The following is a 24,637-nucleotide window of genomic DNA, read 5'->3' on the forward strand; positions in this document are numbered from 1 at the left end:
TTATTATAGCACAAAATTCGTCAAAATCAAGCATATTTTTTTAAATCAGTCAAAATCAGTTGATTAGATATATTGTATAAATGCACAATGTATATTTTGTGCAATTTGTACATTAAAAGAAACCTAATTCTTTTAAAAAGTATATCCAGCAAAACAGTGTAAAGCACGATAGCATTGTGGTAAAGACTACCGTACCTGCCGAAAGCTCGTAGTCGCTGTCCATTTGCCTTGCCATAGTGTAAGAAGATACCGCACAAGGAGAGGCAAAAATACCGATGAGAGATACAAGGTCAATTCCTCTGAATCCAAGCAAAATAGCACCCGAAAGGCTCAGCAACGGCACAATAATAAGTCGGGCAATAATAACCGCAATAAGATTTTTTCTGTATTGCTTTATACTTGAAAACCTGAAAGATGCACCAAGCACAATCAAGGCAAGCGGAGTTGCGGCAGATGCCATATCCGAAATTACACTTTCGGCAATATCGGGCAATTTTAAACCAAACACTGCGGCTAAAATACCTGCCAAAGAGCCTATAATAAGCGGATTTGTAGCAATTCCCTTTAATATTTTGGCAATCTTAATAGTTTTTCCTCTAAACACCTCAAGCGTAATTACAGCAAGAATATTATACATTGGTACAATTACTGTAACGAGCATAGATGTCATACCAAGTCTGCCGCTGCCAAAAATATTTCCGACTATCGGCAACCCCATAAGAACAAAATTACTTCTGTAAATAGCCTGTATCAGCGCTCCCCTGCTCTTATTTGATTTTTCAAAAATTAAAGCAAAACCAACCGACAAACCGTAAATAACCGCTACGGCAACAACCGCATACAAAAGAAGTGATGCATTAAAATCTGCCGACAAATCAAATGCATATATATTGTTAAACATCAAGAACGGAAAGAAAACATTAAAAACGATTTTGTTAAGCACAGGCAGATGAGCCTCTTCAATCACTTTCATTTTTCGCACAGTAAAACCGATAGCAAGCATTATAAACATAGGCAGTACCGCATACAGAGCCACAAAAAAATTAGGCATTCTACCATCTCCTCAAAGAAAGCATAGCATATATTTTTTATAAATACAATATAATGTTAATTACCTTTACAAATTTGTTAGGCGTTATAAACATCTTTCCCATCCCATTCACTTAAATATCATTGAAAAAAGCGGTGTAATGTGTTAGAATAGTTTATAATATAAGTGAAAGGTTCTGAAAACTTGAAAAAATGTGATTATTGTGCAAAAGAAATATCCTATTTTGACCAATATTGCAGTGAAGAATGTCACAGCAATGCAAATAAATATTACGAAACTACCGAAAAGTACGGTAAATTGTTCAGCATTATAAATATGATATGCTTTTTTGGCATTACTATCGGAATTTTTCTTTTTGCGTTTTTGCGAACTGCGGGAATGATAATTACAGTCGCAAGCTGCGATATTCTCGGCATAATGCTTATTTTACTTCCGTTTCCCACCGAAAATATGATTTCAAAGTACAAGCTGAAAAAAGCAACGAAAATTACCCGTATTATCGGACTTGCCGTAATCGGGCTAGGCATACTGTTCTTGATTTTTATGCTGCTGTTCCCTGTTATTTTCTCCGAATAAATCTGAATATTTATTTTAAAAGCGTCAATAATATTTTTACAATTATAATTAAGGAGGATTATTATGATTGATAAAATTGCCCTGACGCTTTTAATTATTGGCGGTATTAATTGGGGATGTGTAGGTATTTTTCAGTTTGACCTTGTAGCATGGATATGCGGTGGTCAAACGGGTATTATCAGCCGTATTGTTTACATTCTCGTTGCGCTTGCCGCAATTTGGTGTATATCGCTTTTATTCAGAGATACCGACACCGATACTGCGGTTACAAATGATTCCGTGTAACGCAAAAGGTGGCTGTCCGCTATGAACAGCCACCTTATTATATGTGTATTTAAAAATTAAAGAGCCTCTACAATTTCCTTTGTATCTCTTGCTATAACAAGCTCTTCGTTGGTAGCAATAAGCTCAACTCTGATTTTTGAATTTGGAGTTGAAAGTGTGCCTGTAACGCCGCACTTTGCTTTCTTGTTAAATTCCTTGTCCATCTCTACACCAAGGCAAGAAATGTAATCGCAAACAGTTTCACGAAGCTGTGGCTGATTTTCGCCAATACCTGCGGTGAATACGATTGCGTCACAACCGCCGAGTGCAACATAATAAGAACCGATTGTCTTTGCAATCTGATAATAAAGCATTTCGTGAGCAAGGTGTGCTCTGTGGTTGCCATGCTCCTCAGCTGCGCAAACATCACGATCATCTGAGGATATGCCGGATACACCCAAAAGACCCGATTCCTTGTTAAGAATCTTAAGCATTTCTTCGGCAGAAATGTTTTCTTTCTCTGCAATGAAAGTAATTACAGACGGATCAAGAGAACCTGAACGAGTACCCATCATAAAGCCGCCGAGCGGAGTAAGACCCATTGAAGTATCAATTACCTTGCCGCCCTTGATAGCTGTGATTGATGAACCGTTACCGATGTGACAAGTAATGATTTTTGTATCTTCAATATTCTTGCCCATAAGTTCAGCCATTTTCTGTGATACATAACGGTGAGAAGTACCGTGGAAGCCGTAACGGCGGATACCGTACTTTTCATAGTATTTATATGGAATAGCAAACATATAAGCCTTTTCCGGCATTGTCTGATGGAAAGCGGTATCAAATACTACAACCTGAGGAACATCTTTGCCGAATACCTTTGTACAAGCATTGATACCCTGAATGTGAGCGGGGTTGTGGAGAGGAGCAAGAGGAGCAAGCTCTTCAATCTTCTTGATAACATCGTCTGTTACGAGAACCGACTTATTAAAATAGCTACCGCCTTGCACTACTCTGTGACCGATTGCGCTAACCTCTGACAAATCCTTGATTGCACCATACTGCGGATCAAGAAGTGCGTCCTTAACAGCCTCAAAAGCCTGTGTATGATTAACCATCTCTGTTTTGCGTTCAATTTTTGTGCCGTCAGGAGCTTTAAAACCGATAAATGCACCCTCCTGACCGATTCTTTCACAGTTTCCTTTTGCAAGTACCTTTTCGCTGTCCATATCAATAAGCTGATATTTAAGTGATGAGCTGCCTGCGTTAATAACGAGAACCTTCATTATTATTCATCCTTTCAACTATATTAGTTGTCCTAAAGCGATTTTTGATATATAATATATCTGAGGACAATTAAAAGTCACTCTGTGAGTGTTACATTATAATGATAAAACTTTTTATAATAGTTTTCAAGTGATTTTTTTAATATCTGACAATAATTTTTTGCTTTTTCGAGGTAATGCTATGGCAATCGGCATAATTTGCGAATTTAACCCTTTTCATAACGGACATAAATATTTAATACAAAAGGCAAAAAGCCTTGTAAACGAGCCTGTTGCGGTTGTAATGAGCACAAGCTTTACACAGCGTGGCGAAATCGCAATTACAGACAAATTCACAAGGGCAAAGTCTGCCCTGCTCGGCGGCGCTGACCTTGTAATAGAACTCCCCATTGCCTATGCGGTTTCAAACGCAGAGGTTTTTGCAAAAAGCGGAGTTAAAATTCTATCTTCCTTTTCCGATATGAATTACCTCGCATTCGGTTGTGAAAACAATAACATAAATTTACTAAAGCAAGCGGCTCAGGCACATAGAAATACCGCCGTACAGGCGCTTGTTGCCAAAGAAATGCAAAACGGCTCATATTACCCCAAGGCTATTGAAAACGCAGTGCGTGAGATTTACAGCAATGAAACAGCCGATATTCTCTCAACCCCCAACAATGTGCTTGCGGTTGAGTATCTCAAGGCGTTGCCCAATAATATATCACCTCTGCCGATTCAGCGTGAGGGTGCAGCGCATGACAGCAAAAATGCAGCCAATAATTTTGCCTCTGCCTCATATATAAGAGAAAAATTGAAAAGCGGAGAAAATATAGGCGAATTTGTCCCCTATTCGCCGTCTGAGCTTGCTTTTCCCGAAAATCTTGAAACTGCCTTGCTCTATAAACTCCGCTCAATGACGGCAAAAGAAATTGCAAATCTGCCCGATGTAACCGAGGGACTTGAAAACCGAATTTACTCGGCGATACACGAATATAACTGCGTTGATGAAATATTATTTGCCGTAAAATCAAAGCGTTACACACTTGCAAGGCTGAGAAGAATTTTGGTCTGCGCCCTTTTGAATATAACAAAAGAAATTCAGAATATAGAGCCAAGTTACGCAAGAGTGCTTGGATTTACAAATGAGGGTGCCAAAATCCTCAAGAACTGCAATTTACCTGTAATAACCTCGGTAAAAAAAGGTTTGTCGCTCGGCGGCAACATTGAAAAACTGCTTAAAACCGAAATTTTTGCAACGGACATTTTTTCGCTTGCCACAAATCCGCCCCAAAAATGCGGTGCTGACTTTACAACACCGATAATAAAAATTTAAACTTTCTGCCACAAAATAAAATTCAGTTAATGTATAGCAAATATTTTATTTTGTGGTAATATATAGACAAATAGTTAGTTGTAACTAACTATTTGTGAAAAGAGGTAATTCTATGACAAAGAAAAAATGGCTCTATACTAATATTGGAGTAAGTAAAGAGCCTACAAAATAAAATTAAGAAATTTTCAAAAAAGCAGAGCATATTTTTCTAAAATCCGTTAAAATGGAATTGTCGAGAAACCTGAGCGGAGGGATAAATATGCTCTACAAATATTTTACAGAAAAACTCACAGGATTGCAAAGATGTTGATAGACAAATTTGTTTGTGTGTGCTATCATAATTGTTAAACGAGCTATTGATAAATTAGATTTTTAAGGAGAAAGCGTAATATGATATTTTTTGAAAAGCCGATATATAAATATCAGAATATGCCTTTTATATTAGATGAATTTACTGACTGTACGCCCGATGATTAGAAATGCCTGATTGATATTGAAGCCTATGGAAATATAGATGGGCAAATGAAGTATTGTTATTCAAGTTTTTCACTAAAAAAGCCGGAAATGTATGAAAACGGGGACTTTGAAAGTATGCTGAATTTACTGCGTGCATCTGAAAACAAAACCGTATTAGTTAAACTGAAATACAAAAAGGGCATTCTTAAGGATTTTCGCTTAATGTCGGAAAGTCTGGCTAAAGCATATAATGATGAAAGATTTTTGCAGCTTGAATTAACAGGATGGGGATTAAATGAAAAAAGCTGTAAAACAATCTGAACATCATAATTTTCCGAACAAGACGAACGAAACAAAAATAGATTTTACTAAATGTTGGAGTAACATTAATAAATAATGATTTAGCGCATAAAGTTTAGTTCAATAAATTTAAAATTTATGTCGACCCTTTTTAAAGGGTTGCGTATGTGGCTGATTTGCCCTTGAAAAGCAGCAAATTAGTAGTTGCAGTAGTGTGGTTTTTCCTTTTGTTGCTATCGTAAATTTAGCGACTTTCGCATTTGCGTTCAAAACGCCAAACGGCAAGCCGTTTGGCTATTAAAATTTGCGATAATTTAAAGCATTTGTGGGCGTTGCCCACACCCACAACCTTTGAAAAGGTTGACCAAACTTTTAATATAGTGGCGGAGAGTTTTTCTTTTGCTTTACTCTGTCACCCGACCGATAATCTATTAAAACACAATTTACCTCAGCCTTTGGAATATACCATATTCCAAACGTCTCCATAAACCACTTTAAGCCAAAAGTAAAAGCACTTGTATAAAACAAGTGCTTTCGTTTTGGAGCGGATGACGGGGCTCGAACCCGCTACCTCCACCTTGGCAAGGTGGCGCTCTACCAGATGAGCTACATCCGCATTTTTGGTGCCTCCGGACGGAATCGAACCATCGACACGGGGATTTTCAGTCCCCTGCTCTACCGACTGAGCTACAGAGGCAAAAATTGGCGACCCGGAACGGGTTCGAACCGTCGACCTCTAGCGTGACAGGCTAGCGTTCTAACCAACTGAACTACCGGGCCAAATGTGGTGGGAACAATAGGGCTCGAACCTATGACCCTCTGCTTGTAAGGCAGATGCTCTCCCAGCTGAGCTATGCTCCCATTTGGTAATTGTTGCCTTTGTTTCGGTCTGTAAAGACTCAAAAATACTTATTAAGTTGTTCTCGCTCTGAGAATAAAAAAACACTTGATTACAAGTGTTTTATTGGAGCGGATGACGGGGCTCGAACCCGCTACCTCCACCTTGGCAAGGTGGCGCTCTACCAGATCAGCTACATCCGCATTTTTTGGTGCCCCCGGACGGAATCGAACCATCGACACGGGGATTTTCAGGCCCCTGCTCTACCGACTGAGCTACAGAGGCAAAATTTGGCGACCCGGAACGGGTTCGAACCGTCGACCTCTAGCGTGACAGGCTAGCGTTCTAACCAACTGAACTACCGGGCCAAATGGTGGGAACAATAGGGCTCGAACCTATGACCCTCTGCTTGTAAGGCAGATGCTCTCCCAGCTGAGCTATGCTCCCATTGCCTTTGTCGCTTTGCTTTCGTTTGCCGTGTATCTCAGCGACAGGTATTATAATACACCATAACCGCCTAAATGTCAACACTTTTTTGAAATTTTTTCAAAAAACTTTACAAAACCAAAGCAACACGATATTTTATGACAAATCCGTATTAAGATTTTTTCTTTTCAGTATTATTATCTTTTGAGTTTTTCTCTTTGATAATCTTTTCGAGATCTTCTTTATTAAAAATATACTTTTTATTGCAAAAATGGCAGTTAGCTACTACCCTGCCGTTTTCGTCCGGCATATCACGGATTTCTTCATCGCTCATTGTGCAAAAAAGTCTTTCGAGCTTTTCTCTTGAACAGGTACATACATATTTTACAGGATACTCGTCAAGCACTTCAACCTCAAATCCTGCAAGCGCAGTTTTACAAATATCGAGAATACTCATACCCTTTGCAAGCATAGTTGTAACAGGCTCTAAAGTTTCAAGATTTTTTTCGAGCTTTTCAATAGTATCTTCAAATGCACCCGGTAAAAGCTGAATAAGCAAACCGCCTGCAAGCATTACCTCGCCGTCCTCTTTATTAATAAGTACGCCAAGTGCACAAACTGTGGGAATCTGCTCACTTGTTGCAAAATAATTGGTAATATCCTCGGCAATCTCACCGCTTACAAGTTCTACCTGTCCGATATACGGGTCGCCTGAACCGTAATCACGCATTACATTAAGCACACCGTTTTTACCTACTGCTTTTGAAACATTGATTTTGCCGTTGTTATAATATTCGGTAGGGCAATTTGCGTTTCCTACATATCCACGAACATTACCATTACTGTCCGCAACTGCTATTACGGGGCCGAGTCCTCCGTCGCCCGATACTCTGAGGTTAATAGATGCGTCCTTTTGCTTGAGCATTGCACCCATCATAGAGGTTGCGCACAAAAGTCTGCCAAGTGCCGCAGTAGCACTTCTTGAAAGTCCATGAATTTTCTGCGCCTTAAATACAATATCTGACGCATCAATAGCCGATGCCATTACTGCGCCGTCCGATGTAATACATCTTATAATTTTATCCATATTATTCTCCCGTTAACATTCCTTATTGATTGGATTTTTCATTCTTGCCACAAATACAAGCCTTTGTTCGTCGGCTTTCGGTTCGTCAAAACTCATATCTCCATATACAGCCTCAAGTTCAAAACCCGCATTTACAAGCATTTCCGTCAGTTTTTCTCTTGAATATCCACGCTCTGAAAAGCTCTCGCTCGTGCGGTAATAAACTCCGTTTTCTTCCTCAAAAAAGTCAAGGTCAATATCTGTAACGCAATTTTCCTGCAAGGTATTCTGCCACACACAAAACACCTTATCGGTTTCATATACAAATGTATTATTCGCAAGCACCTGTTCATGCTTATAAACGGTATTGACATCAAACATAAATACACCGTCTTGGTTCATAAAGAAAGCGACACGCTCAAATGCCTTTGCAACATCCTTTTCATTAGTAATATGATTTATGCTGTCAAGTGTGCATATACAAGTGTCAATTGTGCCGTAAAGATTAAGGCTCTGCATTTTTTGCCTTAAATACAGAATATTAAGACCTTTTTCGCTCGATTTCTGCATAGCCTCGCTGAGCATTTCGGCACTTGCGTCAATTCCGTAAACGTCTATGCCCTTAAGTGCCAACTCCGTAGTAAGACTGCCCGTACCGCAGGCAAGGTCAAGTGTAATGCCAAAGTTATGGTTATGCCTTTTCATAAGCTCGCAAATGTAGCTGCTCCTCTCGGCATAGCCGACATTCTGCATCAGCGCATCGTAATAATCGGCAAAAACATTGTAACTCATTTATTTTCCTCTTCGGCTATTTTATCAAGCACAAGTGTGTAACCGTAGGTGTCATTATCAAACAAAGCACGCTTTACACGACTGATTGTAGCGGTAGATGCACCCGTTTCCTTTACGATTTCGGAATAAACCTTTTTTTCTGTAAGCATTTTAGCCACAACAAGTCTTTGCGACATTGCCTTAAGCTCTGGACTTGTGCATAAATCTTCGAAAAAGCGATAACACTCCTCTTCATTTTCAAGAGAAAGAATTGCTTTAAAAAGAAAATCAGTATCACTGTTTTTTAATTTTGAGTTCATAGTTTCGGTTCTCCTTTGCAAAGCATTGCAAATATTTTTATACACTAAAATTTTAACATACAAAAGTATAAAAGTAAATATCAACAGAAAAATTTTTATAAAAACAAAAAGCTGCCTCAAAAGAGACAGCTTAAAGTTTATACCTGATAAATTATAGGTTAAGATTAGCCTAATTCAGCAAAGTACTTAATTGTTCTAACCATCTGGCTTGTGTATGAGTTCTCGTTGTCATACCAAGAAACAACCTGTACCTCATAGAGATCGTCAGCAATCTTTGATACCATTGTCTGTGTAGCATCGAAGAGTGAACCGAATCTCATACCGATTACGTCTGAAGAAACGATTGGATCTTCGTTGTAACCGAATGACTCAGAAGCAGCAGCCTTCATAGCAGCGTTAATGCCCTCAACTGTTACATCCTTACCCTTAACAACAGCTGTAAGAATTGTTGTTGAACCTGTTGGAACAGGAACACGCTGTGCAGAACCGATGAGCTTACCGTTGAGCTCAGGAATAACAAGGCCGATAGCCTTAGCAGCGCCTGTTGAGTTAGGAACGATGTTAGCAGCACCTGCTCTTGCTCTTCTGAGGTCACCCTTTCTGTGAGGACCGTCGAGGATCATCTGATCGCCTGTGTAAGCGTGGATTGTTGACATGATACCGCTCTGGATCTCAGCATACTTGTTAAGTGTGTTAGCCATAGGAGCGAGGCAGTTTGTTGTACATGAAGCAGCAGAAATGATTGTATCATCAGCTGTAAGTGTACCCTCGTTTACGCTGTAAACGATTGTCTTAAGATCGTTGCCTGCAGGAGCAGAAATAACAACCTTCTTAGCGCCGGCATCAATGTGAGCCTGGCTCTTTGCCTTTGATGTGTAGAAACCTGTGCACTCAAGAACTACGTCTACGCCGATCTCGCCCCATGGGAGCTCAGCAGCGTTAGCCTTAGCATAGATTGTAAGAGTCTTGCCGTCAACTGTGATTGTGTTGTTCTCGTCATCAGCCTCTACTGTGTGAAGGTTCTCACCGATTTTACCGCAGTAACCGCCCTGTGCTGTATCGTACTTGAGAAGATCTGCGAGCATTGATGGTTTTGTAAGGTCGTTGATAGCAACTACCTCATAGCCCTCTGCACCAAACATCTGTCTGAATGCAAGACGACCGATACGGCCGAAACCGTTAATTGCAACTTTTACTGACATTTTAAATTCCTCCTAATTTATAAGGTAGTTTAATTATATTACATTTTTTGCCGTTATTCAAGTGTTTGATAAAATTTTAACAAATTTCTTATGAATTTTACATAAAAACGAAAATTTTACAAAATTTCTGCATCTTTTACTGCAATTTGACGAACGCTATTGTCAAATTGTCCTGTGAATATTTCACTTTTTAATTATTTATTTGCAAAATTGCCATTAATATTCTTGACATTTTTATTAAATTAGGATAAAATACTTATAATATCGCTTATGCGGTTAAATAGGATTAATGCAAATTTACCTATTTTTTATTAATCAGACTCGTTCAGAGCCGTTATTTATAGATATTTTTTATTTAGTTTTTATAACTTATTAATCGTTATAATATACCTTTGTTGCAAACCACAGCATATAAAAAATATTAAAATTAAATTATTTTTATAAAAATGAAAATTGAATATCTTTACTAACGGCACCGACAAGGCTGTTTGATTGAACTTAAACTTATTATCTAATTAAAAATCAAACAAGGAGGTGTCAGAATGTCGTTATTAGCAATAATATTAATTATTGTTGCGTTGCTTCTCGGTGCGGGCATAGGCATTTTTGCAGGTATAAGCTATCGTAAAAATGTTGCCGAAAAGGAAATCGGAAGTGCAGAAGAAGAGGCAAGAAAAATCGTGTCGGAAGCTATGAAAACAGCCGAAGCCAAAAAGAAAGAGGTTGTTTTAGAAGGCAAGGACGAAGTTCATCGTTTCAGAACCGAGAGCGAAAAAGAAATTGCCGACCGCCGCAAAGAAGTTCAACGCCAGGAAAGACGCATTCAGCAAAAGGAAGAAACCCTCGACAAAAAGCTTGACAACATGGAGCTTAAGGACGAAAAGCTTTCTCGTAAGTTAAAAGACGCTGATGCAAAGCTTGAGGAAATCGAAACACTCAAGAAAAGTCAGTTTGAAATGCTTGAGAAAATTTCCGGCTATACAGCCGAGCAGGCAAAGAGTTACCTGCTTTCACAGCTTGAGGACGAGCTTGCTCATGAGAAATCCGTTAAGATTATGGAATATACGGAGCAGCTTAAGGATGAGGCGGACGAAAAAGCAAGAAACATTATTTCTCTTGCAATTCAGCGACTTGCCGCAGAGCAGGTTGCTGAGGCTACAATTTCCGTAGTTCCTCTTCCGAATGACGAAATGAAGGGCAGAATTATCGGTCGTGAGGGCAGAAACATCAGAGCCATTGAAACGCTCACAGGTGTTGATCTTATCATTGACGATACACCTGAGGCAATCACTCTTTCAAGCTTTGAGCCTGTAAGAAGAGAAGTTGCAAGAATTGCTCTTGAAAAACTTATTTCAGACGGCAGAATTCATCCGGCAAGAATCGAAGAAATGGTTGAAAAAGCAAGACGAGAAGTTGACGCTACAATCAAGCACGACGGCGAAAGAGCAGTGCTTGAGGCAGGTGTACACAACATTCATCCGGAGCTTGTCAGGTTACTCGGCAGACTTCGTTATCGTACCAGCTACGGTCAGAATGTACTTAACCATTCACTTGAAGTTTCATACCTTGCAGGTATGATGGCAAGCGAGCTTGGTATGGATCCAACCATTGCAAAGCGTGCAGGACTTTTACACGATATCGGTAAATCCATTGACCACGAGGTTGAGGGTACTCATGTTCAAATCGGTGTAGATTTGGCGAGAAAATACAAAGAGCATGATGCTGTTATTCATGCAATTCAGGCACACCACGGTGATGTAGAGGCTAAGACAGTTGTAGCTTGTCTTGTACAGGCTGCCGACGCACTCTCTGCCGCAAGACCGGGTGCAAGAAGAGAAAATGTAGAAAACTACATCAAGCGTCTTGAAAAGCTTGAAGAAGTTGCATCTTCATTTGAGGGTGTTGAAAGCTCGTATGCTATTCAGGCAGGTCGTGAGGTTCGTATTATGGTTAAACCTGAAGTCATAAATGATGAGCGTATGCTTCCGCTTGCAAGAGAAATCTGCAAGAAGATTGAAGAAGAGCTTGAATATCCGGGACAGATTAAGGTTAATATCATAAGAGAAAGCCGAGCTGTCAACTACGCAAAATAATCAAATTCAGAGATACCTTTCGGGGTATCTCTTTTTTTGCTGATTTTTGGTCGGGAAACGGAGAAAAGCAAAAATCAAAGTTTTCGTCCCGAAGTTAAAACTTGTTATTATTCAACCTTTGTTACCCTACCGTTCAAAGGCCTGACCTGAATTTTTTATTTTTATTTTTCTAAGTTGAATTTCTCACTGTATTAATCTTCCCTATTATGGCAATACTTATTGTAAGAAATTGCTTGGGGGTAATTTTTTGCAGTATGGTAAAGTTGAAATTTGCGGAGTAAACACATCTAAGCTTAAAGTCCTAAGTGAAAAAGAAAAGAAAGCACTGCTCAACACAATAAAGAACGGCAGTGAAGAAGAGCGCAAAAAAGCAAGAGACGCAATGATAAACGGCAACCTGCGACTCGTGCTGTCGGTAATTCAGCGCTTTACAAACCGTGGTGAAAATCCCGATGATTTATTTCAAGTCGGTGTAATCGGACTTATCAAAGCAATTGATAATTTCGACCCGTCACTCGATGTGCGTTTCAGCACCTACGGAGTACCTATGATTATCGGCGAGGTACGAAGATACCTGCGAGATAATAACGCTATCAGAGTATCACGCTCAATGCGCGACACCGCCTATAAGGCTATGCAAATCAAAGAGCAACTAACCAATAAAGAAAACCGAGAGCCGACAGTTGAAGAAATTGCCAAAATAATGGGAGTGCCAAAACACGATGTTGTGCTTGCACTCGAGGCAATAATTGAACCTGTTTCATTGTACGAGCCTGTTTTTTCGGACGGCAGTGACACCATTTATGTTATGGACCAAATTGGTGACAAAAGCGATGACACAACATGGCTTGAAGAAATTGCGGTAAAAGAAGCAATCGCAAACCTTTCCGACCGTGAAAAAAGGATATTGACAATGCGGTTTTTCCGAGGCAAAACTCAAATGGAGGTTGCAAGTGAAATCGGAATATCGCAGGCGCAAGTCAGCCGAATTGAAAAAGGAGCACTTGACAGAATAAAGAAAAATATTTTTTAAGCCGTTCAACAAAGATACTCCGCCATCGTTGTAAAGTGGCGGAGTATTACTTAATTATTCTCTTTTTAACACGCAAATCACAAAAAAGTGACCTGAATTTTAATTATTCCAAGCTAAACCATAGCGTTTACATTTTCTTTATTACTAACTTTTTTTACAAAGTTAATAAACAAAACACCGAGTAATGTCAATGAAACCGCACTGATAACATAGAACGAATAAGATATAAAATTATACATAAAATTATTTACTGACATCATATTATCAAAAATTTCATAATTCTTCAAAGCAAGGCCTATCATATAATTCTCCGAAGCAAGGCCTTTCATAATAATATAATACACAAAGAAGATAATATTTGTAATCAGAAATATTACAGCAAAAAATATTGCATTTTTTCTCGCCTTGACATTGGTTTTAATCTCCTTTAATGATATGTTTGCACAATTTTTTAGTATTACCACAAACATAACAACCGCAAACGATGAATTTATTAAATACGAAAAATCAATGTAGGTTTCACTTAAACATGTCACTGATGCGTTAATCAAATAATATAAAATATCAAAACCTGTTCTTACGGCAAACAAAATACCGATATTTTTAAACACCTTTTTCGCCATAAATTGTGTATCGGTAACCAATATCACCACATAATTATATGCCAGCAGATACACAAACACAAAAGCCGCATTAAATATTAGCATTGGTATTGCAAATTTGAATCCTCCCATAGCAAGTATTCCTATGCACTTCATCCGCAAAAAGCTATGTTCCTCATTATAAAAAATCAGCGATATTAATTCGAGTGCAACCACAATTATAAAAGGTAAGCATTTTTTCAATTTACTGTTCATATTATTCTCCCTCATTCTTATATTTTTTCGTTCAAGCCTAAAGCAAGAAAAATTTTTAATCTCTGCTTTTCTGAATCACGAACGCTCGTCATAACCGGAAACTCGCCAAACATTATCTTTCAATACCCATTGTACCGTACAATTAGAACGATTAGCAATGTAGCGACTGTTATCGGTATTTACCACCCCTGACATAATAATCAGAGGTGGTTTTGTCAAAATAATAATTTTCTCCCAAAATACCGTTTACATCACATTCAACCCATGCAACTCTGTTGCTGTTATAATAATTAGCCAAATAACTGCCATCTCTGTGCCATGTATGTTTCATATCCCATTTTTCTGTCCAATACACAGGAAATCTCCAACTCGGTTTCATAAAATCTATATAAATTTTATCCGTACCGCAGTTTTCCATTTCATTTTTGTAATTATACGTATTTAAAAATTCATAAATTAATGCTTTGGTTTTCTCCTCATTATCGGGACAATTTTGTATTATAAATGCCCTAATCGATTCAGAATTATATTGAAGATCTTTTTCGGTACCGTACGGTGTTAATTTCCTGTCATAAGAATAATCCTCTATTTCAAATATTCTTTCCTTATTAGGATCATTTGTTCTGTGATAAAGCTCAACACGATATGCCAAAAATCCTATAATTGCCAAAACAGAAAAAACAGACAATACGATTATTTTTGTTTTAGATTTTTTTATTTTCATTGTAATTCACCTAAAAATTAAGTTTTCCTTTTATCACAAATCCCCGTCAAAATCAGACACTCGCCAAACATTATTATCATCCGATTTCCATTGCACCGTATAAGAAAGATCCTTAGCAATATAACTGTCATTCTCATTATTCAGTTGATATCTAACATAACAGCTATAGTTTACTTCCGCAGATTTTAAAGACAATATCTGCGGTTCAATACTCGTAAACTTTGACTCAACAATTTCTAAATTGTTTTTGTCTGTACAATTCACCACATACAGATAATTCATATTTTTATAAATTTGCTCCGATACTATATCCTGATATTTGCTTTTTGAGTAATCTCCGTAATTATCGCAAGACTCCTGTACTATGTCATAAGTTAGGTCGGTAAGATTATTTTCTATATTTTTCCGATGATTAATACAAACCCCAATTCCGACAAAAGCAAGAACAACTGCTGTTATTACCGCTGCAACCTTTATTTTTCCTTTTTTATCCAGTGCTTTTAATTTTCTGAAACTGTTTAATAAATCATCAAGAGGGGTACTGTTATATGGAACTATTTCTGAAAACGGACCAACCACTAAAACTTTCCAAAATAATTTGAAGCAAATATAAAACAGCAATAATAAGCTACACAATTGCGGTATATTAATAAACAAGAAAATATACCATATCAAAAAAAACAGATCAATCAACCTATTTACCCATATTATTTTGCCTTTAAGTTTTAAAGTTGCTTTGCAATTAGGGCATTCTTTTTCTTTCCAAAAATTGGTATAAAACCCTTTTTTATACCAACTGATACATTCTTCTCCGCAAACAGGACATTTAGTTTTTTTAGATAATAAATCTATAATTTTATCTTCCAACATATTCATCTCTTTTTTCATTTAATTTCAAGCATTTTTTGAGCAAAATTCGTCATATACTCAGTATTGATTTCACGATTTTCATTAATCTCATCTTCCGTAAAATTGCCATTTGCATATCTTTCTATGTATGGATTTATAAAATCCGAATCATACTTTTTAAGATAATCACAACCGTACTCAAAGTAATCCCAATATCCACAAGTAATCATATACTCTAAAAAATTTGTTATAATCTCATTCTCATTTTGATTTTTAATATCATCAAAAGCTATGACATAAGGGGTATCGTTTTTTGCATAAGCTATATATTGATTTGAAAAAAATACCACTTCTTGATCTTGTATTTTAATTGATGCGCCTGAATTTGAATTATTTATGTTATTCTGCTCTTTATTTATGTATTCATAATCGAAAAAATTATTTAGCTTAAAATCGAGTAATTCTTCGTCATGATATTTTATTTTAACATCTGTATTTTCGTATGATAATATCTGCGATGAGTTATCTTTTACCCTATATATTTGTTTATAGACAAAGCTATTAGAAATTAAATTCGGTAATCCAATGTAGCAATCAGATGATCTTTCCGGTGTTTTTGCAACAGTACCCACATTTGAGATACAGATTTTAATAAACAATAATACAAATATTGCTATAAAAGCTACTATTGTTCGTGCAATAATTTTTAAAAATATTTTTGACCAATATAAATCTGCGTCAAAATTATTTGCATATAGATTATTAAGTGTTATTACAAGAAGTATTTGTAAAATGATTGCTGTAAACATTCTTAACAACTGTGAATTAAAGTTATAATTCATACTTTTAAAAAGATAAAATGATGAATCAATTGTATATTTTTCTGCATACATTTGCAAATTTATAAATATATAGACTAAATAAGAAACAACTATAGCCACAACTAAAACATAAAATAATAATATAACTACTATAGATTTATCTTTGCCCTTAATTTTACCATATATATCTTTTAATAAATTTCTGCCGGTATAAGCAAATGTAATAATTTGGAATATAATCACAAAAAATATGCAATCCGTTAATAAGCTATATATAGATTTAATCTCTGTACTTTTGAAAATATAACAGCCAATATCAAGTATAACTCTTATGAATAAAAGAGCAAAAAAAGATATTACTATTTGCTTTTTATACAGTAAAAAAGTTTTCTTAGCAAAGCCAAATATAACAAATGCACTGAATGAAAAAAAGAATACAGTAAATAAAACAATTGACCATATTAAATTATTTAAAGGATAAACCGGCAAAATTGATTTTGAGTAGGGTGTCGATAAGAATACAACTAATTCAAGCAGAGTAATTAATATCCCCATAAAGCAAATATTTTTATTTATTATTTTTCGCATAACTATACACACCATTTCAAATTATTATCAGTCATAAAATCATCAAAAAAAGTACGATATTCATTAGAAACTTTGCAAGTAGTACTGAATTGTTATCTGTACCGATAATTAAAACACCTGAACACTTTACACTCTTTGTTTTTCTGTTAATTACCACCCCTGACATAGCAGTCAGAGGTGGTAGTTCTATACACCTAATCAATATTCCATAGGATTTTGTTCGTAATATTCTTCGGCGGCTTTGAATACATCAATTATTGCATTTCCTATTTCTTCCGCCGTAGCATTGGCTGGCAAGTTTATTGACTTTATGCAGCCATAATATCCACCTTTTTTCTCTCTGAATTTTTTAGTTGAATAAATTTCATAACTTCCGTCTTCAAACAATTTTACATATGCTAAAAAATTATGTTTCCAAAAGGTTATATAACCCTTATACTTAGAGCCATTTTTCCAGAATTGTTTAGGTTTTCCTACATACAACGGACTATTTTCAACGGCTTTTATTCTTGAAAGAACTTTGTTGCCTAATTTATCTACTAAATCATCTTCTGTTTCACTTACTATTGTTACTCCATCAGCATGCGTTTTATAGCCACCAATATGTTCAACCAATGTCGTTATTAAAAACCTTCCTTCACCTTTAAATACTGATGCCGTCCATGGATATGATTGTACACTCATCTTTCTTCCTCCTCTGTTTTTCCATTGATTATCAAATGGTACCTTACCACCCCTGACATAATAATCAGAGGTGGTTTTTTCTAAATAATAATTTTATCACGGAGGAAAATCAAAATCTGATACTCGCCAAACATTATCGTCATCTAATTTCCAATATACTGTCGGTGAAAATTTGCCCCCCGTCTCATGATCTTCGTTTTCTTTTATATAATAGCCTTCTGCTGTATATAATGATTTTGCTGTAATTCCTGATAAAATTAATGTAATAGGTGTTGTATGATAAGCTTTAACTATACGAATATTATTTCTTTCGTTTTTGTCAATTCCAAGTAAATAATTCATACTGCTATAAATGTTTTCCGGTACTATATCCTGATATTTACTTTTCGAGTAATCACCGCAATTATCGTAAGACTCCTGTACTATATCATAAGTTAGGTCACTAAGATAATTTGAAATTTTTATCTGATTATATATATACTCCGATTATAATAATTGCAATTATACCTACAATTGTACCTATAATTTTTATATTTTTTTTATTTATCATTCTTCATATCCTCATCCTAATTTTATTGTGTGTGCAATTGTGCTAAAACAAATTTGTATCACCTCACCGCTATTTATTCAATTAGCAATAAGCAAAATTGTTTATTATTGTTGTTTTACTGTCTATTATTGTATTAATATACTATAAAAAATAATATTTGTAAATACCTTTTTCAATATATTTACCTCAGAAAATCTATGCACATTTTCATCATTATGTATAACACGAGAGGCTGATAAAATTGATACCGTTTTTACATTTTAATAAAATTTACTTGAATTATTTATAAAAAAACTATTTTTATGTAAAATTATGTTCCATATGGGAATTTTGAAAGGTTATTTATAAAATTTACACGAAAATATTGTGTAAAAATTTTCAAATTTGCTTGAAAACAACATATTTATTTGGTATTATATATTATAGGAATATAGAAGTAGTTTTAAAAGGTATTCTTTTACAGGAGTTTTAATAATTAACAGTGATAATCACGCAATCCGCACCTGCGGAATTGTTGACTGCAATCAGGGTAATAGGCAGTCATAACAAGGAGTTGAATATATGAAGTATGTCTTTAATGATGAGCGTTCTCCGCTGCGACTGTTTTCTGACGGTGACGCTGTTCGTGCTTACGATTTTCTCGGCGCTCATTTTATGAATTTAGACGGCAGAAACGGCGTAATGTTCAGAGTATGGGCGCCAAACGCAATTACAGTTTCTGTTGTGGGCGATTTTAACAACTGGAATCAACAAGCTAATTATATGTATAAAATCGGCGGCGGTGTATGGGAGCTGTTCATTGAAAATCTCAATGAATTTGCCGTATATAAATTCTGTATAGAAACCGTTGACCACACAAACATTTTAAAATCGGATCCGTTTGCTTTTCATTGTCAGACAAGACCCGAAAATGCCTCTATGGTATTTAATACAAATCAATATGTATGGCATGACAGCTATTGGATGGAAAATCGTCAGAATACATCTTCACCCGACAAGCCGATGAATATATATGAAATTCACGCAGGCTCGTGGAAAAAATATCCTGACGGCAATTACTTTAACTATCAAAAAATGGCAGATGAGCTTATTCCTTATTTAAAGGAAATGAACTACACTCATGTTCAGCTTATGCCGCTTATGGAATATCCGTATGACCCGAGCTGGGGCTATCAGACAACAGGTTACTTTGCCGCAACATCTCGTTATGGCACTCCTTGCGACCTTATGGCTCTTATTGACCGCTGTCATATGGAGGGTATCGGCGTTATTATGGAAATTGTACCGTCAAACTTTCCTAAAGACGATTACGGACTTTATAAATTTGACGGCACCTGCCTTTATGAGGACAACAATCCTAAAAAAGGTCAGCGTGACAGCTGGGGCACTTGCCTTTTCAATTTTCAGCGCTATGAAGTAATCAGCTTTTTGATTTCAGCTGTAATGTTTTGGTTCGACAAATACCATGTTGACGGAATGAGAATCGGCGCAGTATCATCTATGCTTTACCTCGACTACGGCAAAAAAGACGGCGAATGGGTGCCAAACCGCTTTGGCGGCAAAGAAAACCTTGAGGCAGTCGACTTTATTAAGCGCCTTAACAAGGTAGTACATATGTATCACCCGTCTGCACTCACCTTTGCCGAAGAAAACACCTCGTGGCCAAAGCTCACCCTCCCTATTGAAGAGGGCGGACTCGGATTTGACTACAAGTGGAATATGGGATGGATGAATGATACTCTACACTATATGTCGCTTGACCCGTTATGGAGGCCGTTCAACCACGATAACCTTACTTTCAGCTTTTTCTATGCTTTTTCGGAAAAATTCATTCTGCCTATTTCTCACGATGAGGTTGCACATGGTAAAGGCTCACTTATCAGCAAAATGCCCGGCGACTATGACAGCAAGTTTGCGGGAGTGCGAGCATTTATTACATATATGTATGCACACCCAGGCAAAAAGCTCGTGTTTATGGGCAGTGAAATAGGTCAGTTTGACGAGTGGGATTCCGACTCTGGTATTCAGTGGGATCTGCTTAATTTTGAAAAGCATAATGCTTTGTTTACATTCTTTAAAGAAATAAATAAATTTTATATTGAACATAAGCCGCTTTATGAGCTTGACAATACTCCGAAAGGCTTTGAATGGATACACCGTAACGACTACACTCAAAGCGTTATTGCTTTCAGAAGAACCGACTCGGACGGCAACGAAATCATTGCAGTCTGCAATTTTCAGCCGACCGTTCACGAAAACTATATGATAGGTGTTCCCCACTTTGGCGAATATGAGGAAATATTTAATTCCGACTTAACCGAATTTGGCGGAACAGGTGTATCAAATACAGGCACTCTTACCACTGTACCGATGAAAATTCACGGCTACAAGCAGGGACTTTCGCTTACCCTGCCGCCGCTCGGTGTAATTTATCTTAAATGTACAAAGGAACTTGAAAATCCCGAAGGCAACACCGAAAAGCCGAGAAAAACCGTTGTTCTCAATTCCGAAACCGTAAAGGCAGAGGAATTAAAATAAATATACTTATAATTGCAGGGCAGTATGCTCACTTATTCCCTGCTCTTAAATAATCTCTGGAGGTAGAAAAATGTTCCCTAAGAAGGAAGTAGTTGCAATGCTGCTTGCAGGCGGACAAGGCTCTCGTCTTGGCGTTCTTACAAGAAAGATTGCAAAACCTGCCGTTCCATTCGGCGGAAAATATCGAATTATTGACTTTCCACTCTCAAACTGCGTAAATTCAGGCATCGAGGCTGTTGGTATTCTCACACAATATCAGCCACTTGTTCTTAATGAATACATAGGAAACGGTCAGCCATGGGATCTTGACGGTATGCACTCAGGTGTAAACTGCTTAAGCCCTTATCAGGCTGTTGACGGCGCAGACTGGTACTCAGGTACTGCAAATGCAATTTTCCAGAATATCAACTACATTGACCGCTACGACCCTGAGTATGTTGTCGTTTTGTCGGGTGACCACATTTACAAAATGGATTACAACAAAATGCTTGAATACCACAAAGAAAAGAATGCGGCTTGTACTATCGCTGTTATTGATGTTCCGCTTGAGGAGGCATCAAGATTCGGTATTCTCAACACACACGCGGACGGCGAAATTTACGAATTTGATGAAAAGCCCGAAAAGCCAAAAAGCACACACGCATCAATGGGTATCTACATTTTCAGCTACAAAGAGTTAAGAAAATACCTCATTGAAGATGACGAAAACAAAAACTCAAGCCATGACTTCGGTAAAGATGTTCTTCCCGCAATGCTCAACGCAGGCGAGCGTATGTTTGCATATCCGTTTGAGGGTTATTGGAAAGATGTCGGAACAATCGACAGTCTTTGGGAAGCTAATATGGATCTTCTCGACCCTAATGTTACACTTGACTTAAAGGATATTTATTCAAGAAATCCAATGATGCCGCCACACTTTGTATCTAATGATGCAGTTATTCAGAATTCACTTGTTGCAGACGGCTGTAATGTTTACGGCAATCTTGAATTTTCTATTCTTTTCTCGGGCGTTACTATCGGCAAGGGCGCAACAATCAACTCTTCAATAATTATGCCGGGTGCGGTAATTGAAGAGGGTGCAACAGTTCAGTTTGCAATTATTGCAGAAAATACAGTTGTACGCAAAAACGCTGTTGTAGGCGCAAAACCTGAAGATTGCGAAAACAGAGATGACTGGGGTATTGCCGTAGTTGGCGAGAACTCTGTTATTGACGAAGGCGCAGTTGTAAAGCCAAAGGAAATGATTGACAGATGTACGGAGGTAAAAGCAAATGAGATGTAATAATGTTTTGGGACTTATTTTTGCAGGCACTCTTGACGAAAAAATGCCTGACCTCACCTCTTCACGCACAATGGCAAGCGTTCCTATCGGGGGCAAATACAGAATAATTGACTTTGTTCTTTCAAATATGTCAAATTCAGGTATCAACAATGTAGGCGTAGTTGCCACAAAGAACTATCTTTCTCTTGCCGACCACCTCGGCTCGGGTTCTGCTTATGACCTTTCAAAGAGAAGAAGTCAGCTTACACTTCTCACACCTTACAACGGCAGCTCTTTCTCAAGCTATCCTGAAACCATTTACAATATGCATGGATACATTGAGAACAGCCGAGAGGAATATGTATTGCTCTCACCGGGCAATGTTGTTTCTAACTTTGACTGCACAGACCTTTTTGACTTCCACACCAAGAAGAATGCCGACATTACCGTAATTTACAACAAGATGGTTGTACCGTCAGGCTACGACCGTCCTATGACAATCAGCGTTGACGATAACGGCAGAGTTAACAGACTTTTTCTCAATCCGCAAAAGACAAATACTGTTGAAAATGTAGTATTCGGTGCAATACTCCTGAAAAAAGATCTCCTTATGCAGGAAATAAATCAGGCTCTCGCCGTAAATCAGAAAGACATTAAAAATATTATTCAGGCTGCCGTCGGCAAATACAATGTTTACGGCTTTGAAGATAAAGGTTATACAGCGGCAATTACTTCCAATCAGGATTACTTCAATTTCAATATGGACTTAATGAAGAAAGAAGTAAGAGATGCGCTCTTTAATCCGCAGCGTCCTATCTACACAAAGGTAAGAGATGACGCTCCGTCACGCTACGGTCTTACAAGCAGCGTTAAAAATTCAATTATTGCTCAAGGCTGTGTAATCAACGGCGAAGTTGAAAATTGTGTTATTTCTAAGGGTGTATATATTGGCGAGGGTGCTAAAGTAAGCAACTCAATAATTATGCAAGATACAAAAATCGGTTGCAATACCAACCTGAATTATGTTATCATAGATAAGGATGTTAAAATTCAGGATGGTCGTTCACTTATGGGATATGACTCCTATCCTGTATATATAGCAAAAAAATCTGTTGTTTAATGGAGGTATAATCAAATGAGAATTTTATATTGTGCATCTGAGGCAAATCCGTTTTGCGGTAGCGGCGGACTTGCAGATGTTGCAGGAAGTCTGCCACACACACTTTGCAGAAAGGGACAGGACTGCCGAATTGTAGTTCCGCTTTATGGCACAATTCCGCAGGAGCTTAGAAATTCACTAAATTTCATTACAAACTTTACCGTACCTGTTGCATGGCGTCATCAGTATTGCGGACTTTTCTGGGCAAGATGGCACGACTGTACATATTATTTCATTGATAATGAATACTATTTCAAGCGTGGTACACTTTACGGTCATTATGATGACGCTGAGAGATTTGCATTCTTCTCAAGAGCAATTCTGGAAATGCTCCCATACATTGACTTCCATCCTGATATGATTCACTGTAATGACTGGCAGACAGCACTTGTACCTGTTTACTACTATCTGTTCTATTCACACAGACCATGGTATCACAACATCAAGAGCTTGTTTACAATTCACAATATTCAGTATCAGGGTGAATACGGCTGGGAAGTTAATACAGAATGTGTAGGTATTCCTGCCAATGAAACAAAAATTCTTGAGATGAACGGCAAACTCAATATGATGAAGGGCGCTATTGAAACAGCAACAAGAGTTTCAACAGTATCTCCAAGCTATGCGGCTGAAATTAAAGACCCATGGTTCAGCTGGGGACTTCACGACGAACTTAACCTCCGTCACTATAAACTTTGCGGTATCAAGAACGGTATCGACACTGAAAGCTATAATCCTGAAACAGACTATCAGATCTATCGTAACTACTCTAAGGACGATATGAGCGGCAAGGGTGAGTGTAAGAGAGCACTTCAGGAGCGTCTTTGCCTTGAACAGCGCTGGGATGTACCAATGGTTGGTATGGTAACAAGACTTGTAGGTCATAAGGGACTTGACCTTGTAAGAATGGGACTTGAAGAGCTTATGAATACCGAGAATATGCAGTTTGTAATTCTCGGCTCGGGTGATAAGGAATACGAGGACTACTTTAACTATATGCAGGCAAAATATCCGGGCAGACTTTGCTTCTGTCACGGTTTTGTACCTGAACTTGCAAGAAAGATTTATTCAGGTGCTGATATATTCCTTATGCCGTCTGCTCAGGAGCCATGCGGCCTTGCACAGATGATTGCTCTCCGCTACGGTACAATTCCTGTTGTTCGTGAGGTTGGCGGACTTAAAGACTCTGTATTTGACAGTGCAGACAACTACGGCAACGGCTTTACATTCAAGAACTACGATACAGCAGATATGGTAAATGCTGTAAGAAGAGCTTTGTGGGGTATTCACGATGACGCAGGCTGGCATCAGCTTATGTGGCGTGCAATGATGAGCGACAACAGCTGGGATCGTTCGGCTAACGACTACATCAATGTTTACAACGATACTCTTAACTGGGCATAATTTTAAGATTTAACCCTATTCCCTCTCTGTTATTCGGAGAGGGAATTTTTATCAGGTTATTTTCAAAAGTTGGGGTGAATAATGGTTTAACTTCGTTGCCCGACCAAAAACATTATTTATTAAGATTTCCCCAAACATTTAGAATAGAACTCAAAAGGCTTGACCTGAATTTTTTATTCGAGATTAAAGTTTTATATTTGCAAGC

22 protein-coding genes and 8 tRNA genes are annotated in these 24,637 nt (G+C 37.5%); 10 read left to right on the plus strand and 20 right to left on the minus strand.

What is annotated here, in order from left to right; all coding sequences use genetic code 11:
- Positions 1 to 112 precede the first annotated feature (112 nt).
- On the minus strand, positions 113 to 1,051 hold the full coding sequence (locus DXC23_RS07360) for an AEC family transporter (protein ID WP_117705482.1): 939 nt from the start codon (positions 1,049 to 1,051) through the stop codon (positions 113 to 115).
- 183 nt (positions 1,052 to 1,234) lie between these two features.
- Between DXC23_RS07360 and DXC23_RS07365 the strand changes: the two genes are divergently transcribed.
- The gene (locus DXC23_RS07365; RefSeq protein ID WP_147329130.1) at positions 1,235 to 1,627 is read left to right on the plus strand and encodes a hypothetical protein; all 393 of its coding nucleotides are present in this window, start codon (positions 1,235 to 1,237) and stop codon (positions 1,625 to 1,627) included.
- Positions 1,628 to 1,690: 63 nt separating this feature from the next.
- Complete coding sequence (locus DXC23_RS07370; RefSeq protein WP_117705484.1) at positions 1,691 to 1,912, plus strand: DUF378 domain-containing protein; 222 nt, start codon at positions 1,691 to 1,693, stop codon at positions 1,910 to 1,912.
- Between the two features lie 56 nt (positions 1,913 to 1,968).
- Here the strand turns inward: DXC23_RS07370 and DXC23_RS07375 are convergent, their stop codons facing one another.
- Positions 1,969 to 3,177, minus strand: coding sequence for an acetate kinase (locus tag DXC23_RS07375; RefSeq protein ID WP_117705485.1), 1,209 nt, complete (start codon positions 3,175 to 3,177; stop codon positions 1,969 to 1,971).
- A 181-nt stretch (positions 3,178 to 3,358) separates the two neighbouring features.
- Between DXC23_RS07375 and DXC23_RS07380 the strand changes: the two genes are divergently transcribed.
- Positions 3,359 to 4,492, plus strand: a complete 1,134-nt coding sequence (locus DXC23_RS07380) for a nucleotidyltransferase family protein (protein WP_117705486.1) — start codon at positions 3,359 to 3,361, stop codon at positions 4,490 to 4,492.
- Between the two features lie 522 nt (positions 4,493 to 5,014).
- On the plus strand, positions 5,015 to 5,269 hold the full coding sequence (locus DXC23_RS07385) for a hypothetical protein (RefSeq protein ID WP_117705487.1): 255 nt from the start codon (positions 5,015 to 5,017) through the stop codon (positions 5,267 to 5,269).
- A gap of 519 nt (positions 5,270 to 5,788) precedes the next feature.
- On the opposite strand, the gene DXC23_RS07390 is transcribed toward DXC23_RS07385, so the two are convergent.
- From DXC23_RS07390 to gap, 12 genes are all read right to left on the minus strand, one after another.
- Positions 5,789 to 5,864 (minus strand) — tRNA-Gly (locus DXC23_RS07390).
- A 5-nt stretch (positions 5,865 to 5,869) separates the two neighbouring features.
- Positions 5,870 to 5,945: transfer RNA gene (locus DXC23_RS07395), tRNA-Phe, on the minus strand.
- Between the two features lie 6 nt (positions 5,946 to 5,951).
- Positions 5,952 to 6,028: transfer RNA gene (locus DXC23_RS07400), tRNA-Asp, on the minus strand.
- Positions 6,029 to 6,033: 5 nt separating this feature from the next.
- Positions 6,034 to 6,109 (minus strand) — tRNA-Val (locus tag DXC23_RS07405).
- Between the two features lie 104 nt (positions 6,110 to 6,213).
- Positions 6,214 to 6,289 (minus strand) — tRNA-Gly (locus tag DXC23_RS07410).
- Between the two features lie 6 nt (positions 6,290 to 6,295).
- A tRNA-Phe gene (locus tag DXC23_RS07415) sits at positions 6,296 to 6,371 on the minus strand.
- A gap of 6 nt (positions 6,372 to 6,377) precedes the next feature.
- A tRNA-Asp gene (locus DXC23_RS07420) sits at positions 6,378 to 6,454 on the minus strand.
- Between the two features lie 3 nt (positions 6,455 to 6,457).
- A tRNA-Val gene (locus tag DXC23_RS07425) sits at positions 6,458 to 6,533 on the minus strand.
- 151 nt (positions 6,534 to 6,684) lie between these two features.
- On the minus strand, positions 6,685 to 7,599 hold the full coding sequence (gene hslO, locus DXC23_RS07430) for an Hsp33 family molecular chaperone HslO (protein WP_117705488.1): 915 nt from the start codon (positions 7,597 to 7,599) through the stop codon (positions 6,685 to 6,687).
- Between the two features lie 12 nt (positions 7,600 to 7,611).
- On the minus strand, positions 7,612 to 8,370 hold the full coding sequence (locus tag DXC23_RS07435) for a class I SAM-dependent methyltransferase (protein WP_117705489.1): 759 nt from the start codon (positions 8,368 to 8,370) through the stop codon (positions 7,612 to 7,614).
- Positions 8,367 to 8,669, minus strand: coding sequence for a YerC/YecD family TrpR-related protein (locus DXC23_RS07440; RefSeq protein ID WP_117705490.1), 303 nt, complete (start codon positions 8,667 to 8,669; stop codon positions 8,367 to 8,369). Before DXC23_RS07440 ends, DXC23_RS07435 begins: the two co-directional genes overlap by 4 nt.
- A gap of 164 nt (positions 8,670 to 8,833) precedes the next feature.
- Positions 8,834 to 9,871 (minus strand): type I glyceraldehyde-3-phosphate dehydrogenase, encoded by a 1,038-nt coding sequence (gene gap, locus DXC23_RS07445; protein WP_022233849.1) that lies wholly within the window; start codon positions 9,869 to 9,871, stop codon positions 8,834 to 8,836.
- Between the two features lie 542 nt (positions 9,872 to 10,413).
- On the opposite strand from gap, the gene rny reads away from it, so the two are divergent.
- Together rny and sigG are read left to right on the plus strand one after the other, a co-directional pair.
- A complete protein-coding gene (gene rny, locus DXC23_RS07450) occupies positions 10,414 to 11,964 on the plus strand; it encodes a ribonuclease Y (RefSeq protein WP_117705491.1) in 1,551 nt (516 codons plus the stop codon).
- Between the two features lie 247 nt (positions 11,965 to 12,211).
- Positions 12,212 to 12,997 (plus strand): RNA polymerase sporulation sigma factor SigG, encoded by a 786-nt coding sequence (sigG, locus tag DXC23_RS07455; RefSeq protein WP_117705492.1) that lies wholly within the window; start codon positions 12,212 to 12,214, stop codon positions 12,995 to 12,997.
- A gap of 113 nt (positions 12,998 to 13,110) precedes the next feature.
- Here the strand turns inward: sigG and DXC23_RS07460 are convergent, their stop codons facing one another.
- From DXC23_RS07460 to DXC23_RS07485, 6 genes are all read right to left on the minus strand, one after another.
- Complete coding sequence (locus DXC23_RS07460) at positions 13,111 to 13,854, minus strand: hypothetical protein (RefSeq protein ID WP_117705493.1); 744 nt, start codon at positions 13,852 to 13,854, stop codon at positions 13,111 to 13,113.
- 169 nt (positions 13,855 to 14,023) lie between these two features.
- The gene (locus tag DXC23_RS07465; protein ID WP_117705494.1) at positions 14,024 to 14,578 is read right to left on the minus strand and encodes a hypothetical protein; all 555 of its coding nucleotides are present in this window, start codon (positions 14,576 to 14,578) and stop codon (positions 14,024 to 14,026) included.
- A 33-nt stretch (positions 14,579 to 14,611) separates the two neighbouring features.
- Positions 14,612 to 15,448 carry a hypothetical protein gene (locus DXC23_RS07470; protein WP_117705495.1) on the minus strand — a complete coding sequence of 279 codons (837 nt, stop codon included), beginning with the start codon at positions 15,446 to 15,448 and terminating at the stop codon, positions 14,612 to 14,614.
- Between the two features lie 14 nt (positions 15,449 to 15,462).
- Positions 15,463 to 16,836 (minus strand): hypothetical protein, encoded by a 1,374-nt coding sequence (locus tag DXC23_RS07475; protein WP_117705496.1) that lies wholly within the window; start codon positions 16,834 to 16,836, stop codon positions 15,463 to 15,465.
- A 198-nt stretch (positions 16,837 to 17,034) separates the two neighbouring features.
- Positions 17,035 to 17,520: a hypothetical protein gene (locus DXC23_RS07480; RefSeq protein WP_117705497.1), complete on the minus strand. Its 486-nt coding sequence runs from the start codon at positions 17,518 to 17,520 to the stop codon at positions 17,035 to 17,037.
- A gap of 96 nt (positions 17,521 to 17,616) precedes the next feature.
- On the minus strand, positions 17,617 to 17,862 hold the full coding sequence (locus tag DXC23_RS07485; RefSeq protein WP_117705498.1) for a hypothetical protein: 246 nt from the start codon (positions 17,860 to 17,862) through the stop codon (positions 17,617 to 17,619).
- A 769-nt stretch (positions 17,863 to 18,631) separates the two neighbouring features.
- On the opposite strand from DXC23_RS07485, the gene glgB reads away from it, so the two are divergent.
- The 4 genes from glgB (at position 18,632) to glgA (ending at position 24,432) form a co-directional block, all read left to right on the plus strand.
- On the plus strand, positions 18,632 to 20,608 hold the full coding sequence (glgB, locus tag DXC23_RS07490; RefSeq protein ID WP_117705499.1) for a 1,4-alpha-glucan branching protein GlgB: 1,977 nt from the start codon (positions 18,632 to 18,634) through the stop codon (positions 20,606 to 20,608).
- Positions 20,609 to 20,678: 70 nt separating this feature from the next.
- Positions 20,679 to 21,890 carry a glucose-1-phosphate adenylyltransferase gene (locus DXC23_RS07495; protein ID WP_117705500.1) on the plus strand — a complete coding sequence of 404 codons (1,212 nt, stop codon included), beginning with the start codon at positions 20,679 to 20,681 and terminating at the stop codon, positions 21,888 to 21,890.
- Entirely contained in the window at positions 21,880 to 22,989 is a 1,110-nt protein-coding gene (gene glgD, locus DXC23_RS07500) for a glucose-1-phosphate adenylyltransferase subunit GlgD (protein ID WP_117705501.1), read from the plus strand. Before DXC23_RS07495 ends, glgD begins: the two co-directional genes overlap by 11 nt.
- Before the next feature lie 15 nt (positions 22,990 to 23,004).
- On the plus strand, positions 23,005 to 24,432 hold the full coding sequence (glgA, locus tag DXC23_RS07505) for a glycogen synthase GlgA (protein WP_117705502.1): 1,428 nt from the start codon (positions 23,005 to 23,007) through the stop codon (positions 24,430 to 24,432).
- Positions 24,433 to 24,637: the final 205 nt, after the last annotated feature.

It is taken from the genome of Eubacterium sp. OM08-24, from assembly GCF_003438075.1.
GTDB lineage: Bacteria > Bacillota > Clostridia > Oscillospirales > Acutalibacteraceae > Ruminococcoides.

Excerpts from the sequence above, each read along its gene's own strand:
- glgA (WP_117705502.1), top strand. The coding sequence starts at position 23,005 with ATGAGAATTTTATATTGTGCATCTGAGGCAAATCCGTTTTGCGGTAGC.
- DXC23_RS07435 (WP_117705489.1), bottom strand. The coding sequence starts at position 8,370 with ATGAGTTACAATGTTTTTGCCGATTATTACGATGCGCTGATGCAGAAT.
- DXC23_RS07375 (WP_117705485.1), bottom strand. The coding sequence starts at position 3,177 with ATGAAGGTTCTCGTTATTAACGCAGGCAGCTCATCACTTAAATATCAG.
- DXC23_RS07465 (WP_117705494.1), bottom strand. The coding sequence starts at position 14,578 with ATGAAAATAAAAAAATCTAAAACAAAAATAATCGTATTGTCTGTTTTT.
- DXC23_RS07440 (WP_117705490.1), bottom strand. The coding sequence starts at position 8,669 with ATGAACTCAAAATTAAAAAACAGTGATACTGATTTTCTTTTTAAAGCA.
- rny (WP_117705491.1), top strand. The coding sequence starts at position 10,414 with ATGTCGTTATTAGCAATAATATTAATTATTGTTGCGTTGCTTCTCGGT.
- DXC23_RS07475 (WP_117705496.1), bottom strand. The coding sequence starts at position 16,836 with ATGCGAAAAATAATAAATAAAAATATTTGCTTTATGGGGATATTAATT.
- DXC23_RS07470 (WP_117705495.1), bottom strand. The coding sequence starts at position 15,448 with ATGTTGGAAGATAAAATTATAGATTTATTATCTAAAAAAACTAAATGT.
- DXC23_RS07460 (WP_117705493.1), bottom strand. The coding sequence starts at position 13,854 with ATGAACAGTAAATTGAAAAAATGCTTACCTTTTATAATTGTGGTTGCA.
- DXC23_RS07370 (WP_117705484.1), top strand. The coding sequence starts at position 1,691 with ATGATTGATAAAATTGCCCTGACGCTTTTAATTATTGGCGGTATTAAT.
- DXC23_RS07495 (WP_117705500.1), top strand. The coding sequence starts at position 20,679 with ATGTTCCCTAAGAAGGAAGTAGTTGCAATGCTGCTTGCAGGCGGACAA.
- glgD (WP_117705501.1), top strand. The coding sequence starts at position 21,880 with ATGAGATGTAATAATGTTTTGGGACTTATTTTTGCAGGCACTCTTGAC.
- glgB (WP_117705499.1), top strand. The coding sequence starts at position 18,632 with ATGAAGTATGTCTTTAATGATGAGCGTTCTCCGCTGCGACTGTTTTCT.
- gap (WP_022233849.1), bottom strand. The coding sequence starts at position 9,871 with ATGTCAGTAAAAGTTGCAATTAACGGTTTCGGCCGTATCGGTCGTCTT.
- DXC23_RS07485 (WP_117705498.1), bottom strand. The coding sequence starts at position 17,862 with ATGAATTATTTACTTGGAATTGACAAAAACGAAAGAAATAATATTCGT.
- DXC23_RS07480 (WP_117705497.1), bottom strand. The coding sequence starts at position 17,520 with ATGAGTGTACAATCATATCCATGGACGGCATCAGTATTTAAAGGTGAA.
- DXC23_RS07385 (WP_117705487.1), top strand. The coding sequence starts at position 5,015 with ATGAAGTATTGTTATTCAAGTTTTTCACTAAAAAAGCCGGAAATGTAT.
- DXC23_RS07380 (WP_117705486.1), top strand. The coding sequence starts at position 3,359 with ATGGCAATCGGCATAATTTGCGAATTTAACCCTTTTCATAACGGACAT.
- hslO (WP_117705488.1), bottom strand. The coding sequence starts at position 7,599 with ATGGATAAAATTATAAGATGTATTACATCGGACGGCGCAGTAATGGCA.
- DXC23_RS07360 (WP_117705482.1), bottom strand. The coding sequence starts at position 1,051 with ATGCCTAATTTTTTTGTGGCTCTGTATGCGGTACTGCCTATGTTTATA.